Raw genomic sequence first — 16,475 nt, 5'->3', positions numbered from 1 at the left:
CTCAGTCTAATCAGGACCTAATGGTATTTGACCCAAATCATCATGAGTTAATCGGATTTGAGTCAGCGTCTGTTCAAGAGACAAGTAATGTTCTGGAGGAAGATTTCATTCCGCTACCAGAACAAAAGTCAGTACAAGTTCAGGCTGAAACCCAGACCCGAAGTATTGAACCTGAACCAGCTTTCACTGCTGAGCCTATAGGTTTATTTGAATCACCTAGCACTGATTTTTCACTTGCCCAAGATACGCCCGTTACTAATGATTTAGCCTTAGAACCTGTTGTCGAGCAACCGTTACTGGTGGAAACCCCAGAGGCGATTGAGAAGGTCGAAGTTGTAAAAGAAGTTAGTGCAACTGATAACGGGCAGCTTATGCCTCAAGACATTTTGAAGCTAACTACGCAAACCTTAGAAGGCGAGTGGACACTAGCAAAATGGGAATATTGGTTTAGAACTAGTCAACTTTCTCCAGCTGTTCAAGAGCTTGCTCAGCATGGCGTGATGACAGGTCAAATTGGTGGCAATACAGTTTTCCATATTCCTCAAGAATATGAAAATATGTTGACTCAATTGCAACAAGGTCTTATTGATACATTAAATGAGCAATGGCCTGATACCCAATTTACAGTTGAATATGGTGCTGTAAATACGGCTACACCATATATCATTCAAAGCGCGCGTAAAGAAAAAGCCTTTCAAAGAGCAGCTGAGTTATTACAACAACAGCCAGTCATTAAAAGCCTCATAGAGACCTTTGATGGCGAATTACAAAATATTCAATTAAAGCCTTAACTTTTTAGTCCTGTGATGAGCTTGGAAAATATACAATTCCATGCTTTTTCACGGGATTGAAACATTCAGGTCACGTCACTGTCATTGTACTTTTCTATGTTAGCCATTTTAGATTTTAAATGGATTGTACATAGACATGAAAAGGCAATACGCAGGAATAACTTCTTTTAAATATTCATATTTTTTATTGATCAGCGCACTTTTGCTGAGCGGTTGTAACGACTCATCAAATGATAATTCAAATGCACCAGACACAGGTAAAAAGCCTGTAATGCGCTGCGCTCCATAAACTTAAATAATAAAAAGAACCTGATCATGATTACACGTCGTAAATTTTTAAATTACTCTTTAAATATGGGCTTTGGTGCTGCGGCATTGGCGGCTTTCCCATCTAGTATTCAAAAAGCTTTGGCAATTCCTGCAAACAATAAAACTGGCACGATTCAAGATGTCGAACACGTTATTATTTTAATGCAGGAAAACCGATCTTTTGACCATTATTTTGGAACGTTAAAAGGCGTTCGAGGTTTTGCTGATCGTTTTACGATTCCTCTACCGAGTGGCCGCCGTGTATGGGAGCAACTCAGAAATAACGGGCAAGTTTTAACGCCTTTTCACTTAGATGGCACAGCCAATAATGCACAGCGTGCAGATGGCACGCCTCATACGTGGAATGACAGTCAGTTAGCTTGGGACAATGGGCGTATGGCGAATTGGCCAGCTCATAAAACCGATATATCAATGGGCTATTTTAAAGAAAAAGAAATTCCATATCAGTTTGCGCTTGCAAATGCCTTTACGATTTGTGATGCCTATCATTGCTCTATGCACACTGGAACAGATGCGAACAGGTCTTTTCACTTAACAGGCACAAATGGGGCAACACCAACCAAGCGATCATTTGTAAATAATGAATGGGACTGGATTGATGGTAATCCAGCCACGGCAGATCGTGGTTATACGTGGAAGACTTATGCAGAACGTTTGGAAGAAGCCGGTGTAAACTGGATTTGTTATCAAAATATGCCAGATGAATGGGGCGATAATATGCTTGGTGCATTCCGCTCATTTAGAAAAGCAAATATCGCATCTGGTTATCCAGTTGCAAGTGGTGGTGAACCGAACAAACCCTATGCCGACACGGGGCAAAAATTACCGTATAAAGCTTATGATGCTGCGACCGATAATTCCAAAAATCCATTATATAAGGGTATCGCAAATACTTTACCGGGCAATAAACCAGAAGAATACCTCGACGCTTTTAAACGAGACATTCGTGAAGGAAAATTGCCGCAAGTCTCTTGGATTAACGCACCATCAATTTATTGTGAACATCCAGACCCTTCAAGCCCAGTTCAAGGGGCGTGGTTTATTCAAGAAATAATTGATGCATTAACTGCTGTGCCAGAGGTTTGGAGTAAAACAGCACTGATTATCAATTTTGATGAAAATGATGGCTATTTTGACCACGTACCATCACCATCTGCGCCATCTCGACTTAAAAATGGTCAATACGCAGGGAAGTCAACATTAAGCAGTGCCGATATGCAGGATGAATATTTTGATCATGCTGCGCCTGAGGGAAGCCATTCTCAGCCTACACCTGATGGGCGCGTTTATGGGCCAGGGCCTCGTGTTCCATTATATGTGATTTCTCCATGGAGCCGTGGGGGGTGGGTCAACTCGCAAGTTTTTGACCATACGTCCGTGCTAATGTTTTTAGAAAAACGATTTGGTGTAAAAGAGCCAAATATCAGTCCATACCGCCGTGCGGTGTGTAGTGATTTAACTAGTGCATTTAACTTTAAAACACCAAATGCAGATGTTCTACCGCAGCTCAATGGAAAACAAACACGTTTACAGGCAGATGAGTTAAGAGAAAATCAAGAAGCTTTACCTGCTGTTCCAGTACCAACAGATAGCAAATTACCGATTCAGCAAAGTGGTATACGCCTGTCACGAGCATTGCCTTATGAGCTGCATACCAGTGCGCGTTGTAAAGCGGATGGAAAGGTGCAATTGATTTTCTCTAATACGGGAAAACAAGCAGCGGTTTTTCATGTATATGACAAGCTCAATCTCGACCGTATTCCGAAGCGTTATATTGTCGAGCCGAATAAAACCTTAGATGATGAATGGGATGCTTTAAAAGATAACTTAGGTCGCTATGATTTATGGGTGTTAGGCCCAAATGGTTATCATCGTCATTTTAAAGGAGATACTCAACGTATTGTCGATAGTGGAATTAAACCTGAAATTCGAGTGTGTTATGACATCGCTAATGGTGATGTCTATGTAGAGCTTATGAATGACGGGGCTAAGGATACAATATTAACGGTAAAACCTTGTGCATACCGACAGGATGCTCCATTACAACTTACCGTAAAAGCGGGTCAAGTCGTTAAACAACACTGGGCTTTGGCTGATGTAGGGTATTGGTACGATTTTGAGATCACATGCCAAAGTGATGTGTCTTATTACCGACGCTTTGCTGGTCGGGTTGAAACAGGTGAGGACTCCTTTAGTGATCCAGCAATGGTCTAAATAATGAAGAGGCAAAAAGAACAACTCATTTTCTTTTTGCCTCATTTTTTATAATAAAAATTTCTCTAAAACGTCATGAGTAGGCTCAGAAATTGGAACAGTTTTACGCGTTTCACGATCAACAAACACATGCACAAAATGTCCTTGAGCTGAAGCTTGCTCTTGGCCTTGTTTAAAGATTGCCAATTCATAGCGCAGTGAAGTGGTACCGATTTTACCAATCGCAACACCTACTTGAATAATTTCGGGAAAAGATAATTCCTGAAAAAAACTACAAGCTGAATCGACCACTAAGCCAATTGATTGTGATTGATGAATATCAAAACCTGTTTTTTGAATGAGTAAGGCATTTGCTGCTGTATCAAAATAACTATAGTAAGTTACATTGTTAACATGACCATAGATATCGTTATCTGCCCAGCGCGTTTGAATATCTAAAAAGAACTTAAATTGATCGCGAGTTTTTAAAACTGGTTTAGTCATTAATGAATCGCCTGATAAATTGCCAAAGCAGCAGCTTCTGTCATGTCACGAGGGTTATTTTGTAGCAAGCGAGTTTGTAGCATGGCATCTTGAGCAAGCTTAGGTAGACTAGACTCTTCAATATCCAAATCTTTAAGTTTTAACACTAAACCACTACGATCTAAATGGTTTTGCATATGGTCAATAAACAGATCACACAAACCATCTGTGCTGCCATTACTATATGGATCTAGCCATTGCATCAGTTCCGCATAGTATTTTTTTGCATTTGGTGCATTAAATTTTAATACTTCTACCAACACTAAGGCATTAGTATGCCCATGCGATAAATGAAAATGCCCGCCAATTGGGTAAGCTAAAGCATGTACAGCGGCAACGGGTGAATTTGCAAATGCTTGACCCGCAAGCATCGAGGCGAACAGCATGTTTTGTCTTGCTTCTAGGTCATTACCATTTTTAAGAACTTTCGGTAAGTTATGGTTCAGTAACTTCAAAGCATTTTTGGCTAAAATATCAGTATAAATATTCTTTTTATGCTTAGAGGTATATGCCTCAATGGCATGCACCATCGCATCAATGCCTGTTGCGGCAGTAATATGTGCTGGAAGATTTTGTGTAAATGTTGCATCCAAAATAGCGGTATCAGCATACAGTACCGGAGAGACAATCCCCATTTTTGTTGTCTCGCCCGTGGTCACAATTGAAATTGGAGTGACTTCCGAGCCTGTACCAGCTGTAGTTGGAATTAAGATAAGCGGAAGGCGAGCTGTGCTTACCTGATTCACACCATACATGTCTTGCAAGCTTTGAGCCTGGTCGGGGTGTGCGAGCAAGGCAATGACTTTTGCAACATCTAAAGAACTACCACCACCAAATCCAATAATCGCGTCTACGTTTTGTTGTTTTGCATAATTGGCTGCATCTAATACCACTTGTTCTGGAGGGTCAGCCTGAACATCGGCATAAATGACATGTTCAATATTAAGCGTATCTAAAATTTGAATGATGGGTAGATGTAGCTGGTTTTTGATCATGCCTGCATCGGTGACAAGTAACAACTTACGGTAACCTTTTGATGACAAAACATTCTGTAATTCTTGTATAGAGCCTAAGCCTGAGATGATATTTGGAACGGTTTGAAATTGAAAATGGCTCATATACGTTATTTCCTTATTTTTGAACATTATTGTAGAAGGGTTCTTTAGGATTCAATCTTTAAGTAACTTAGCATAAGACACTTTAAAATAAAGTAGTTCTGAAGTGATTATGTTTAGTGTTGGATGAGATAAGCACTACTTTCATATGGTAGGAGGGGGAAGGTAGGCGGAGATCGCGCAAGGTATTTAAACGTTTATGGAAAGGTGGGCTTTTTGTTATTTATACTTTCGGTAGATTTTCCTGAAGGCTACTAATTCATATAATGCCCTAACAATTTATAATTTTATTCGGTTCAAAAGTGAAAATTTCTAAAACTGTACTTAGTCTTATTGGATGCTCTTGTTTAATGCTGAGCTCGGCAGCAATAGCGAAAACCAGCTCTAGCATCTATTCACCTAAAAATGGTGTAATTTGTGACAAATATATCTGTGCTGACAAGAAAGGTGTATCTAAAAAGCTTACAGCCAAATACTTAGGAACTAACAAAGCAAACAAAGCATTCTCTCAAGGCGATTTTGATACTTCTGCATTCACACTCTCAAATGGTGTGTTCTGTGATACTAAGACAAAACTATGTCATGTTGATCGATACTTTGAAAATGGACATCGTAGTAAAGTTGATAGAAAAATGACGGATAAACTTTTTAAAAATAAATGATTTTTATCCTAGTTTTACTTAAAAGCCCATAATAATTGGGCTTTTTTAGGTCTAAACGAAAAGTGAAATGAATAGAAAGAATAATATAAAAAAAGTTATTCCTTTGTGTAAAAGCCCTCTGATGAGAGCTTTATTATTTTCTTAAAAATTAGAAGATCAAATCGTTTGTCGAGTGATTTATCAACTTTTAATCTATTGATAAACATTATTTTCCTTTTCAAGCCATGTGAGTTTTGACAAAATGCAACACGTCACAATGGTCAATTCAATTCTGACAATAATTTATAGTTTTGTTAGGATTTTGCATGCACCATATTTATTTCTATGTAATTCAAATTTTTGGAAGTAATTTCTAATGGAAACACAATATAAGGTGTTATGTGTCTGTTTAGGAAATATTTGCCGTTCTCCCACGGCTGAAGTGGTTTTTAGACATTATTGTGATGCACATCAACTCAATGTAATTGTCGATTCTGCTGGAACGAGTAATTATCATCCAAACAAAGCACCAGATCATCGCAGTCAGCTACACGCTAAAAAAAGAGGTTATGACTTATCTTCTTTACGTGCAAGACAGCTTTCAACTCAAGACTTTTTAGAATTTGACTTAATTTTGGCAATGGATCATCAAAACTTTGATGATATTCATGACATGCTACAAAGTGCGGTTTCTCAGTTTGGTACACATCAAATTCGTGCAAAAGTAGCTTTAATCAGCGAGCATGATCCTGAATATCCACAACAAGCCTTGCCTGACCCTTATTATGGCGGAGCTGAGGGCTTTGAACGTGTACTCAATCAATGCGAGTCCAGTAGTTTGGCGTGGATAAATATTTTAAAAAAACAATTGAATGTTTAAGAATAGGTTTTTCAATACGATGCAAATTCAAAATCAGGTACAGCTTAAGCCATTCAATACTTTGAGTTTAGATGCAACAGCGTCTCACTACACCCAAGTCCAAACTATTCAGGATATTGAGGACGCTTTGGGTTTTGCTGAGCAGCATAATTTAAATGTACTTGTACTATCGGGCGGTAGCAATATGCTACTGCCGCAACAGATCAATGCGTTGGTTATTCATCTAGATATTCAAGGTATCGAAGTTTTATCGAACGATGATGACTTTGTTCGAGTTAATGTTGGTGCAGGCCAAGTCTGGCATGATTTCGTTTTATACAGTACTCAGCAAAATTGGTTTGGCTTGCAAAATCTCGCACTTATTCCTGGCTTAGTCGGTGCTTCACCAGTACAAAATATTGGTGCTTATGGGGTAGAAGTAGGTGAGTTTATTGAGTCGGTACAAGTATATGACCGTAAATTAAAAGAAACTCAGACAATTTTAGAAGCAGACTGCCATTTCGCCTATCGTCATAGCATTTTTAAAGATGATCCGAACCGTTACATCATTACGCATGTGACTTTTAAATTGCTTAAACATCCCCATTTAAAGCTTAACTATGGTGATTTGAAGCAAGCAGTTGGAGATAATCAGACTGCGGAGAACTTACAAAATCAAGTCATTCATATTCGTCAAAGTAAACTCCCTGATCCAAAAGAGTATCCAAATGTGGGAAGTTTCTTTAAAAATCCGATAGTTAATCCTCAAGAATTTGAGCGCTTAGTCACACAATTCTCAACAATTCCCCATTATCCTCAAGCCAGTGGAAACGTTAAAATTGCAGCAGGATGGTTAATTGATCAGGTGGGTTGGAAAGGTAAGCAACTCGGTATCGTGGGGATGTTTCACAAACAGGCATTGGTTTTGGTCAATTATGCCAATGCATCTCTTACTGATGTAAAGAAAACTTATCAGGCTGTACAACATGATGTTGATCAGCGTTTCCATATTATGTTAGAACCAGAGCCTGTGCTTTATAACAGTTTAGGTTTAATTGAAAATCATACGGAATAGTTTTATGCCACAAGTACACTTAATGGTACGTTTAGTACAAGTAGTCACCGTGCTATTTTTACTATTGGGCTGTTTCGTGGTTTTTTTATATTCGCCGTTTTATTCAAAATTAATTGTAGCTGGACTTAATTATTTTGTACCGGTTGATGTTAATCAAGTCGCTGCTGAAAGCCAGAGACAGGCTGCATTAAGTGAGCATGACAATTTAGAACCAGGCTCAAATCTATGGATTGCTCGTCAAGCATATTTAAAGCTGACTGAAAAAGCTTTACGTGAAAAAAAGACAACAGATCTGACCTATCTTCAAGAAAACTATAAGGCTTTGCAGCAAATTATTCTTTTAGAAGAAAAGGAACAAGATTCAGAGGCAGCCGCTTCCGTAACGGTTCCTTTAGTGGTTAGAAACTCAGAAATTGATGCTGCCGATGAAGCAAGTGCTCCTATTGATGAAGCTCTCTTTATTAATAGTTCGGAAAATAAAGCCCTTACAGAGCAATATACTGAGTTCTTGGCAAGAAAGCCTGAAGTACCAGAGCATCAAAAAGCTGTCAGTGAACCTGAACAGAAAATTGAGTATGTCCGTAAAAATCCAATACCAGTCCAGTCTAAAAAGTTATCAGAACCTTATGCAATTGTTGTATTGGGTGGCGGATTAACCTTAGATAAAAATGGTAAAGATATAGTGGTTAATGGCTACACGCGCTTACGTTTGGAAAAAACTTTAGAAATTGAAAAACAAAGTCATCTTCCTATTGTGCTTAGCGGTGTTGAAGCGCCTTATATGCAAGCTTGGTTAAAAGAGCGCGGTGTTGAAGCAAAACTATTAGAAAAACGTAGTATGAATACTTGTGAAAATACACGCTTTAGCTCTCTGTTGCTTCAGAAGAAAGGAGGCGCTCCGACAGTTATGTTGGTTACTGATGAATATCATATGCCGCGTACACGCCGACTATTTGCTTTAAATGGCATAGAAACAATTCCTGTTGTGGCTCCAATGCCAACAGCACTAACACGTTGGCAACCAAGTGTGCAAAATTACGATCATAGCCGTCGTGCGAATTATGAATTACTTGCGACAATTCGCGACATGTTGTTTGGTTCAAGCGATTGTCGAGAGGTACCTTAATGTCAGATATCCCGTTTCTCAATCCTGCCGTATTAAAACAATTAGATTTGCCGGTTCCCAACCGTGATCTCACACCACAGGTTTTAAGCCCACTCAATTTAAATACACTAGAAGAACCATCTCGAGATTTGCTGGCCTACCGCAAATTGTATGGTTTGCATTTACTTGAATGTGAGCATTGGCAGGGTTATGTTCAAATGCCTTTATTTCGCTTACATGTGCAGGTTTTCAAACCTAAAATAGACAAAATACAAGGTACCGTCTGTTTGCTACATGGCTATCTTGAGCATAGTGGTATTTATCAGCCTATCATTCGTGAAATTCTTGAACAAGGCTTTAGTGTTATTACCTACGACTTACCAGGGCATGGTTTAAGCAATGGTTCACCAGCAAGTATTCAAAATTTTGATCACTATCAACAAGTTTTGATGGCTGTTTATCAATATGTGAAACATGCAGATCAGTTGCCTAAACCTTGGGTTGGAATTGGGCAAAGCACGGGCGGGGCAATTTGGATGCATCATTTATTAGAATATGCTGAAAAACGCCAAGATCCGATTGTAGATAGAGTACTGTTACTTTCACCTTTAATTCGTCCTGCAAAAACGGCATGGTGGCATAACCCAGTCGGGTTAGGCATTATTCGCCGTATTAAGCGCCAAGTACCAAGACACTTTAGACGCAATAATCATAATCCAGAATTTTTGCGTTTTATTCGTTTAAAAGATCCGTTGCAACCTCGGATGATGGGGATGGACTGGATTTTGGCAATGTCAAAATGGATGCAAGAAATGGAAGAACGACCCGCTTGCCGTATTCCTGTTTGGCTTGCACAAGGTGCTCTTGATCAGACGGTTGATTGGCGTTACAACATTGAATTTATTCGGCGTAAATTTAGGCTTCAAACACTATTAATGCTTGAAGAAGGTTCACATCAATTAATTAATGAACGTGCAGATATACGTGCGGCTTTAACAGGATTGATTCCAGCCTTTTTACATGCGAAACCAAAACATTTTTATTATTAAAAAATAATGCATCTATCCAATAATTTTGGATAGATGCATGACTTAATCTATGTGCCTTATTTTGAGTTTTGGTAAAGCTGCATGAAGTTTTTATAAACTGAAGATTGCTTTTGTGGACTATACATATTGCGTTCAATCGTTCCTTTATCCGTTTTTATTAAAACGTTTACATTTTGAGCATTTTTAAACTCTTGTAAGAATTGGCTTGGAATAATAAAGAACGTAGTTGAATGTTTAGGTACTAATCGACTTACATTCGTTTTTTCAGTCGCTTGAGCGGGTTGATAAGTAAATCGTTTGCCATCAATATCAAATATTAACTCGTTAATATCATAAAAGTTATAACTACTACTTAAATGAACATCTACGCGGAGCTGATCTTTTTGATTCTCGTTCCATTTAACGAGCAAGCTAGGACATAATTCAGTTGGTAAACAGTTGAGCTGACCAGCTGTCTTTACTACTGTAGGAGCTGTTGCTTTATCTGTACCAAATTGTGTGGTGCTGCAAGCCGTTGTAAGTAGACAAGAACCCAATAAGAGTAGAGATTTCTTCATCATATAAATTCCAAGATAGTATGTTTAATATTATTTATGTTAAGGCCAATAATTTTGACATAAATTAACGTGTAGTTGGGCTTAAAAATACAAATGGTTTTGCAATTTTAAAGGAAGAAGTAGCATCACCTGCATAGATATGGCTTTGATCGGGCCCTAAATCAAGTCTACGCGTTTTACCATCTTTAAAATTAATCTTTTTTAAGTCAACCCAAAACACATTTGGTGATAGGGCAGACTCGAAAAAATAGAGCAGCTGCTTATGATCAGCTACAGTTCGCCAGCGAGTCGACGAAATATTTGGTTCTTCTTGAGTATTTAGTCCATAGGGAACAGACGCATTTCGAATCACACTGAATACAGAGGCTTGAGCCTGTTTACTATCATCATTTTTAGGAATTGCATTAATGTAAAAAGATGCACGTGCAAAGCGATCAGATGCTCGGTTTGTACCAGGAAGCATGATCGTTCCACCAATTTGTTTCCAATATTCGGCAAGTGCAAGTTGTTTATCAAAAGTAGGTGAGTTAGTCATGACTTGATAGCTGCGACTATGGTGAATAATCTGCTTTCCGTCAATATATTCAATAATTGCGCTGTCACCTGTTTTGTCAGAAATAGATAAATGCAGGGTGGTAAGCCTTGATTCACCTGGAACATTGTCGGTAACAATGGTGTAAGGTTCTTTTTCTAAAGCTTTGACAGCCTCATCTACAGTTGCAAAATTATCGAGTACATATTGTGCCCAAGCAGCAATGCTTAGTAATGGTTTATTAGATTTTTTTACATCTGGATATTGAGATTCTACTAACCATAAAATATTGGCAACCAATCCAGCTTCATTCATGCCATCTGTTGTGGACACTTCATAACCTGTGGCAATTACGCTTCCATATTTAGACGTCCATTTTATTGAATTGGAGCCTGCACTTCCATCACGAGCGACTCCACTCGGCATAATCCATAAATTTGTACCCGTATCAACTTTCCAGTCCATCGAACGAGCAGTAATAGTATGTTGGTTATTGCCTAGATATACGGCACGTGTACAAGCAACAGCATAGCTACTTAAGCCTACCGCCAGTGCAACAAAAGAAGAGATGAATGTTTTTTTCAACATGATGAGATACCTTCTTGTTATAAGCATTAAAAAGTTTTTATTAAATAAAATTAAAATATGTACGTTATTTATACTTTTATATTAGGTGAAAAATCGATTAAATACAAATTAAAAGGAGAGTGGGATTTAATTAAAAATCACATATTAGTTTTAAATATGGAAGAGCATCACACTATAAATGTAATGCTCAACTTATAAGAATTAATATCAATTAAAAATGATTGGCATCAGCCATATTCCACATTCGATAATAAAAATTATCATCGTCATTATTAAGTTCAGATTGTAAAAGTTCACCTTCTTTTAAGAAAAAATGCAATTGAGCATAGTTCTTAATTTCACGATCGTTTACTCGCTGAGCCAAATGATGGGCTTTAATATCTGAAGGATGGCGTAAACCAGCCGCAGCAATCATTTCTGACAAAGCATGCAAGGTATTTTTATGAAAGTTAAATACCCGTTCTGATTTGGTCGGTACATCAATTGCTTTTTGGCGGTCTTTATCTTGGGTTGCAACACCTACAGGGCATTGGTTAGTGTGACAGCTTTGTGCCTGAATACATCCAACAGCAAACATGAAACCACGTGCTGAGTTAACCCAATCTGCACCTAGTGCAAAAGTACTGGCTATATCAAATGCACTAATGATTTTACCGCTCGCACCAATCTTAACTTGATCTCTTAGCCCTGCGCCGACAAGCGTGTTATGGACAAAGCGCAAGCCTTCACGTAATGGCGTACCAATATTATCGCTAAACTCAATTGGTGCTGCACCTGTACCGCCTTCAGAACCGTCAACAACAATAAAGTCAGGAACTATGTTTGTTTCAAGCATTGCTTTAACAATACTCATAAATTGCCAAGGCTGACCAATACAAAGTTTAAAACCAACTGGTTTCCCGCCAGATAATGTGCGCAACTTCTGTAAGAAATGCATCATTTCAATTGGGGTAGAAAAACTAGAATGCTTTGCAGGGGAAATACAGTCATGATCGCGAGAAACGCCGCGGATTTCGGCAATTTCTGCGGTAATTTTATGTTTAGGTAAAATACCGCCATGGCCCGGTTTTGCACCTTGGGAAAGCTTCAGTTCAATCATCTTGATCTGTGGTAATTGGGATTGTTTGGCAAACTTTTGCTCGTCAAATTTTCCGTCTAGGGTACGGCAACCAAAATAACCACTGGCAATTTGCCAAACAATATCACCGCCATTTTCTAGATGATAAGGGCTTAAACTACCTTCGCCAGTATCATGATAAAACCCACCTAACTGTGCGCCTTTATTTAACGCACGAATTGCGTTGGCACTTAAACTACCAAAGCTCATGGCAGAGATGTTCATAATTGACGCGCTATAAGGTTGAAGGCATTGGGCATTACCAACCTGAATACGGAAACTCTTTGGATCTGCTGGTGGGCAAGGGCTTATTGAGTGGACAATAAAGCGATAGTTTTCTTGATAAACGTCAATGATTGAACCAAAAGGTTTATCTGCATTTTCATTTTTAGCGCGTTGATAAACTAGACTTCTTTGCATACGAGAAAAAGGTAGAGCATCTTGATCCGCTTCAATAAAGTATTGACGAATTTCTGGGCGTATATCTTCAAACAAAAAACGGAAATGCCCCATAATTGGGTAGTTTCTTAAAATTGAATGTTTATTCTGCAAAACATCATAAAGGCCTAATACGCTTAGTGCACCCGTGAGTACCCATAAACCGTTAAGTAGAGTATCTGAAATAAAATAATAGATACTATGAGGCGTATATACGGTTCGAAACCACGTAATGCTGAGTGCAGTAAAAATACATAAGAACCAGAGAGAATGGCGTGAAAAGAATGTATTGAGAAATTTATGTCGAATGATTTGTGCTGGACTCGCCATATTGGAACAAATTCCTAATGTTTTACTGGCACATACCTTGCCAAGAAGCAAGTAAAACTACAAGTATGGAATTGTTAGTTTTAGGAGATAAGAAAGAGTACATTCAAAGGTTCGCTCGATTTAGAAATATATTTTTAAATAGAAAGTATTTTGACTATAAATAATATTTAATCTGAAGCTTTTAGCATTAAGATAAATTATAAAATTAATGGATTTTATAAATATTTAGCTGTACTAAAAAATATATTTTGTTAAATCATTTTCTAAAACCTATATATACAAACTAAATGTAAATTTAGATTTATTTAAAAATAAAAAATATTTGAATGCTATTTGTACATTTTTGGTTTAATTAAGGCTATGCTATTTAATTGTTTTTTGCTAATATAAATAAATTGAAATAATATTTTTTAATAGACATTACTACAACTATATAGGATTCTAAAAATTATTTAAGGACTGAAATGAATTGGAAATTATTAATATGCTCTATTCTTCTAACAGAAGTCTTTTTCCTAACTTTAATGTTCTATTTAGGTTTTGATTTAGATACTTTTAAAAAAGTCGCTCTAATACAAAGTTTGTTAGTAGCTGCGGCTATCATATTTGACTCTATGGAACGAAAGAATAATCCTATTTTTCCAGGATGTATCGTTTATCCCTTACTTGGTATTGTATTTGTTTTAGGATTTACACCTATTCTAGATTTTTTTGCTGAAAGACCTAAAGGATTTCATAGTTGGGATATTAGGAATATGTTTGTGATCAACTCTAGCAGTGCAGACTATCAATTTAGGGAACTGGCTTGGTATGGCAAAGCTTATATACAGTTAGGTTTTGCTATGGTTGGTGGATTTCTTGGCTTATTTTTTCATCTAATTTTTAGAAGTAGTTAAGTTAATGCTAACTTCTTTTGGTAGGTGATAAGTTGTTTTAATTACTGAAAATTTAAAAAAAATCCTAGAACTGCTATAAATTACTTAGATTTCTTATTCATAAAATATTATTTTCTTATTCATTTAAAATATATAGAACAATCAGTAGCTTACTTTTTGTTCTTGTTTTTTTGACCAAAGGTTCAAAAATTATAAAATATTAAAAGTTATGGTAAATTTTAACTAATGAAAAGCTATCATTTTTTTAGTAAAACTAATAAAAGCTGAATAGAAGTATCGAAAATTCATATAAAAAGTGTAATAAAACATAAAAATTTTTCTAATTGAGAAATTCATCAGAAGTTGAATTATTAATTGATATTTAAAATGAAACTTATGTTAGTGTTTTTGTTGTTTTTTTGTATTATGCGCGGTCAGTAGAGTAAAAAAATAATGCTTTGAAAAAACAATCAGAAAAGCTAGTGATTGTGATGGGGAAGGCTAGTTTTTACATCTATTAATTTTATTGGCGTAATGTAAAAAAGGTTTTTTACCATGAAAAAGTCTCTCATTTGTTTACCAGCAATTGCTATGGGTTTAATGTCTATCACTGCCGCAAATGCTGCAACAGCAACAGGCACCTTGACTGTTAAAGCAACAATTACAAATAGCTGTGTATTGAATACTTCAGCTACAGGTACAACAGCTAACGCAGTTTTAGATTTTGGTACTTTAAGTTCTCTTGCTAGCAACGTCGATGCAGACACTACAACGACAGGTGGTACGGCCATCAAAGTTTTATGTAACAACACTGTGCCATGGACTTTGGCTTTTGATGCCGGTAAAAATGCTCAAACGACCCAACGTCGTATGATTGGTGGTGCAACAAGCAACGAATTTATTCCTTACAACCTCTTCTCTGACACTAACCGTGCAACAGCAATTGGTATTTCAACGACTGCTTATAGCGGTACTGGTACTGGTGCGCCACAAGCAGTTAACGTCTATGGTCGTATCCCTGCTGGCTCAACTTTGCCAAGTGCAGGTAGCTATGTTGACACTGTAACTGTAACAGTGACTTATTAATTTTTAATAAGTTTTATTGTGTCATTGCTAGCTCTTGATTGAGAGAGCTAGCCTAATTTGAGAAAAGTAGTTCTGGGCAAATCATGAGAAAAAATATCTTTGTTATTACAAGTTTATTGTTATTTTTGCCTAGTATGCTGAACGCTGCATCAATTCGTCTTTCGCCTGTAAGTATTGAAATATTAAATGATCAATCGGCGTCCTCAATTAGCCTATATAACCAGTCAAATGAAAGCGCTGATTTGCAGGTACGTGTATTTGAATGGCGCCAAAATGCCGGGCAAGATCAACTGATACCTACAGATGAGATCGCGGTTAGCCCCCCGTTTTTAAAATTACAACCTAATGATTCTTATAATTTGCGTGTAGTTAGAATTAATCCAGCACCCGTTTCTGGTGAGCAAACATACCGTATTATTATTGATGAACTACCGAAACCGATTGATAACCGTAAAGCGGATCAAGGGATTAACGTACTACTACGTTCGTCATTGCCTCTATTTGTCGTAAATAAAGATGCAATTACTAAACTTACTTGGTCAATTCAACAAGAGCAAAATACTTCTTCTCTTATGATTAGTAATGTTGGCAATCGACATGCACTTTTAAATAATTTAACGCTTGTTGATGTGACAGCAAATAAAAGCTATCCGATTAAAGTAAATACTGTGAATGGTTATATTCTTGCTGGCAAAGCAAGAAATTTTAATATTAGCCCTGATTTTAAATTTCAAGAGGATCATAAATATAATATTTCATTGAATATTAACGGTAAGCAAACATCTCTTTAAAGAGGCACATATGAAATATCTCGTAAGTGCCTTATGTGTTATGTACTTGCCGATTCATGCTTTTGCTGAATCATTGCAAGATAACACCAATATTGCTTTACCAAGTATTCCGGAAGTTACAAACTCTTCTCATCAGGTATTCAGTTCTGATAAGGCCTACACACAGCTTTTCTTAAAAATTTCTATTAACTCGAATATTTCAACAGATTTAATCTCGGTACACCAAGATCAAGTTGGAAAGCTGTATATTCGTGTTCGTGACTTAAAAGTTTTAAGGGTAAAAATGGATGAACACACTCCAGATAGCCAATGGGTGTGTATTAATGAGCTAAAAGGAATCCAGTTTAAATATCTAGAGAATGAGCAGGCTCTAAATTTACAAATTCCTTCAAACATGTTGGCGGATTATTCAGTTGACTTAAATGGTCAACAGCTCACGAGTCCTCATTTACTAAAAATA

Annotated in this window: 14 protein-coding genes and 2 pseudogenes; 11 read left to right on the top strand and 5 right to left on the bottom strand. The window is 37.2% G+C overall.

The genetic code is table 11. From position 1 onward, the window contains the following. Together AC07M3_RS17815 and AC07M3_RS17810 are read left to right on the top strand one after the other, a co-directional pair. Nucleotides 1-791: pseudogene (locus AC07M3_RS17815) on the top strand (DNA polymerase III subunit gamma/tau); the annotation flags it as partial. 315 nt (nucleotides 792-1,106) lie between these two features. Next, nucleotides 1,107-3,335 carry a phosphocholine-specific phospholipase C gene (locus AC07M3_RS17810; RefSeq protein WP_494567915.1) on the top strand — a complete coding sequence of 743 codons (2,229 nt, stop codon included), beginning with the start codon at nucleotides 1,107-1,109 and terminating at the stop codon, nucleotides 3,333-3,335. A gap of 48 nt (nucleotides 3,336-3,383) precedes the next feature. On the opposite strand, the gene AC07M3_RS17805 is transcribed toward AC07M3_RS17810, so the two are convergent. Further along, the gene (locus AC07M3_RS17805) at nucleotides 3,384-3,818 is read right to left on the bottom strand and encodes an acyl-CoA thioesterase (RefSeq protein ID WP_494567914.1); all 435 of its coding nucleotides are present in this window, start codon (nucleotides 3,816-3,818) and stop codon (nucleotides 3,384-3,386) included. Beyond that, entirely contained in the window at nucleotides 3,818-4,975 is a 1,158-nt protein-coding gene (locus AC07M3_RS17800; RefSeq protein ID WP_494567913.1) for an iron-containing alcohol dehydrogenase, read from the bottom strand. The genes AC07M3_RS17805 and AC07M3_RS17800 overlap by 1 nt, the downstream gene beginning before the upstream one ends. 347 nt (nucleotides 4,976-5,322) lie before the next feature. On the opposite strand from AC07M3_RS17800, the gene AC07M3_RS17795 reads away from it, so the two are divergent. The 5 genes from AC07M3_RS17795 to AC07M3_RS17775 all read left to right on the top strand — a co-directional run bounded on the left by AC07M3_RS17795 (nucleotide 5,323) and on the right by AC07M3_RS17775 (nucleotide 9,701). Further along, nucleotides 5,323-5,634 (top strand): YcgJ family protein, encoded by a 312-nt coding sequence (locus tag AC07M3_RS17795; protein WP_494567912.1) that lies wholly within the window; start codon nucleotides 5,323-5,325, stop codon nucleotides 5,632-5,634. 355 nt (nucleotides 5,635-5,989) lie between these two features. After that, nucleotides 5,990-6,493, top strand: coding sequence for a low molecular weight protein-tyrosine-phosphatase (locus tag AC07M3_RS17790; RefSeq protein ID WP_307009166.1), 504 nt, complete (start codon nucleotides 5,990-5,992; stop codon nucleotides 6,491-6,493). A gap of 19 nt (nucleotides 6,494-6,512) precedes the next feature. Continuing rightward, nucleotides 6,513-7,547, top strand: coding sequence for a UDP-N-acetylmuramate dehydrogenase (murB, locus tag AC07M3_RS17785; protein ID WP_307009168.1), 1,035 nt, complete (start codon nucleotides 6,513-6,515; stop codon nucleotides 7,545-7,547). A gap of 4 nt (nucleotides 7,548-7,551) precedes the next feature. Next, a complete protein-coding gene (locus AC07M3_RS17780; RefSeq protein WP_307009170.1) occupies nucleotides 7,552-8,673 on the top strand; it encodes a YdcF family protein in 1,122 nt (373 codons plus the stop codon). Further along, a complete protein-coding gene (locus tag AC07M3_RS17775; protein ID WP_205469024.1) occupies nucleotides 8,673-9,701 on the top strand; it encodes an alpha/beta hydrolase in 1,029 nt (342 codons plus the stop codon). The genes AC07M3_RS17780 and AC07M3_RS17775 overlap by 1 nt, the downstream gene beginning before the upstream one ends. A gap of 56 nt (nucleotides 9,702-9,757) precedes the next feature. Here AC07M3_RS17775 and AC07M3_RS17770 read toward each other — a convergent pair whose 3' ends face one another. From AC07M3_RS17770 to AC07M3_RS17760, 3 genes are all read right to left on the bottom strand, one after another. Further along, nucleotides 9,758-10,261, bottom strand: coding sequence for a hypothetical protein (locus AC07M3_RS17770; protein ID WP_005039888.1), 504 nt, complete (start codon nucleotides 10,259-10,261; stop codon nucleotides 9,758-9,760). A 61-nt stretch (nucleotides 10,262-10,322) separates the two neighbouring features. Beyond that, nucleotides 10,323-11,378 (bottom strand): linear amide C-N hydrolase, encoded by a 1,056-nt coding sequence (locus AC07M3_RS17765; RefSeq protein WP_494567911.1) that lies wholly within the window; start codon nucleotides 11,376-11,378, stop codon nucleotides 10,323-10,325. Between the two features lie 211 nt (nucleotides 11,379-11,589). Next, nucleotides 11,590-13,263: an FMN-binding glutamate synthase family protein gene (locus tag AC07M3_RS17760; protein WP_494567910.1), complete on the bottom strand. Its 1,674-nt coding sequence runs from the start codon at nucleotides 13,261-13,263 to the stop codon at nucleotides 11,590-11,592. A gap of 464 nt (nucleotides 13,264-13,727) precedes the next feature. Between AC07M3_RS17760 and AC07M3_RS17755 the strand changes: the two genes are divergently transcribed. The 4 genes and pseudogenes from AC07M3_RS17755 to AC07M3_RS17740 form a co-directional block, all read left to right on the top strand. Continuing rightward, nucleotides 13,728-14,159: a hypothetical protein gene (locus AC07M3_RS17755; RefSeq protein ID WP_494567909.1), complete on the top strand. Its 432-nt coding sequence runs from the start codon at nucleotides 13,728-13,730 to the stop codon at nucleotides 14,157-14,159. 534 nt (nucleotides 14,160-14,693) lie between these two features. Next, nucleotides 14,694-15,224 carry a Csu type fimbrial protein gene (locus AC07M3_RS17750; protein ID WP_017392181.1) on the top strand — a complete coding sequence of 177 codons (531 nt, stop codon included), beginning with the start codon at nucleotides 14,694-14,696 and terminating at the stop codon, nucleotides 15,222-15,224. Between the two features lie 83 nt (nucleotides 15,225-15,307). Then, the gene (locus AC07M3_RS17745) at nucleotides 15,308-16,015 is read left to right on the top strand and encodes a fimbrial biogenesis chaperone (RefSeq protein WP_494567908.1); all 708 of its coding nucleotides are present in this window, start codon (nucleotides 15,308-15,310) and stop codon (nucleotides 16,013-16,015) included. A 40-nt stretch (nucleotides 16,016-16,055) separates the two neighbouring features. Next, nucleotides 16,056-16,475 (top strand): annotated as a pseudogene (locus AC07M3_RS17740) (fimbria/pilus outer membrane usher protein); the annotation flags it as partial.

It is taken from the genome of Acinetobacter sp. GW821-FHT09D10, from assembly GCF_059416285.1.
This window is presented reverse-complemented; position numbering and strand designations above follow the sequence as displayed.

What these genes read in the sequence shown, in the direction of transcription:
- AC07M3_RS17805 (WP_494567914.1), bottom strand. Translation starts at nt 3,818, where the DNA reads ATGACTAAACCAGTTTTAAAAACTCGCGATCAATTTAAGTTCTTTTTA.
- AC07M3_RS17790 (WP_307009166.1), top strand. Translation starts at nt 5,990, where the DNA reads ATGGAAACACAATATAAGGTGTTATGTGTCTGTTTAGGAAATATTTGC.
- AC07M3_RS17810 (WP_494567915.1), top strand. Translation starts at nt 1,107, where the DNA reads ATGATTACACGTCGTAAATTTTTAAATTACTCTTTAAATATGGGCTTT.
- AC07M3_RS17745 (WP_494567908.1), top strand. Translation starts at nt 15,308, where the DNA reads ATGAGAAAAAATATCTTTGTTATTACAAGTTTATTGTTATTTTTGCCT.
- AC07M3_RS17800 (WP_494567913.1), bottom strand. Translation starts at nt 4,975, where the DNA reads ATGAGCCATTTTCAATTTCAAACCGTTCCAAATATCATCTCAGGCTTA.
- AC07M3_RS17760 (WP_494567910.1), bottom strand. Translation starts at nt 13,263, where the DNA reads ATGGCGAGTCCAGCACAAATCATTCGACATAAATTTCTCAATACATTC.
- murB (WP_307009168.1), top strand. Translation starts at nt 6,513, where the DNA reads ATGCAAATTCAAAATCAGGTACAGCTTAAGCCATTCAATACTTTGAGT.
- AC07M3_RS17770 (WP_005039888.1), bottom strand. Translation starts at nt 10,261, where the DNA reads ATGATGAAGAAATCTCTACTCTTATTGGGTTCTTGTCTACTTACAACG.
- AC07M3_RS17780 (WP_307009170.1), top strand. Translation starts at nt 7,552, where the DNA reads ATGCCACAAGTACACTTAATGGTACGTTTAGTACAAGTAGTCACCGTG.
- AC07M3_RS17765 (WP_494567911.1), bottom strand. Translation starts at nt 11,378, where the DNA reads ATGTTGAAAAAAACATTCATCTCTTCTTTTGTTGCACTGGCGGTAGGC.
- AC07M3_RS17750 (WP_017392181.1), top strand. Translation starts at nt 14,694, where the DNA reads ATGAAAAAGTCTCTCATTTGTTTACCAGCAATTGCTATGGGTTTAATG.
- AC07M3_RS17775 (WP_205469024.1), top strand. Translation starts at nt 8,673, where the DNA reads ATGTCAGATATCCCGTTTCTCAATCCTGCCGTATTAAAACAATTAGAT.
- AC07M3_RS17755 (WP_494567909.1), top strand. Translation starts at nt 13,728, where the DNA reads ATGAATTGGAAATTATTAATATGCTCTATTCTTCTAACAGAAGTCTTT.
- AC07M3_RS17795 (WP_494567912.1), top strand. Translation starts at nt 5,323, where the DNA reads ATGCTGAGCTCGGCAGCAATAGCGAAAACCAGCTCTAGCATCTATTCA.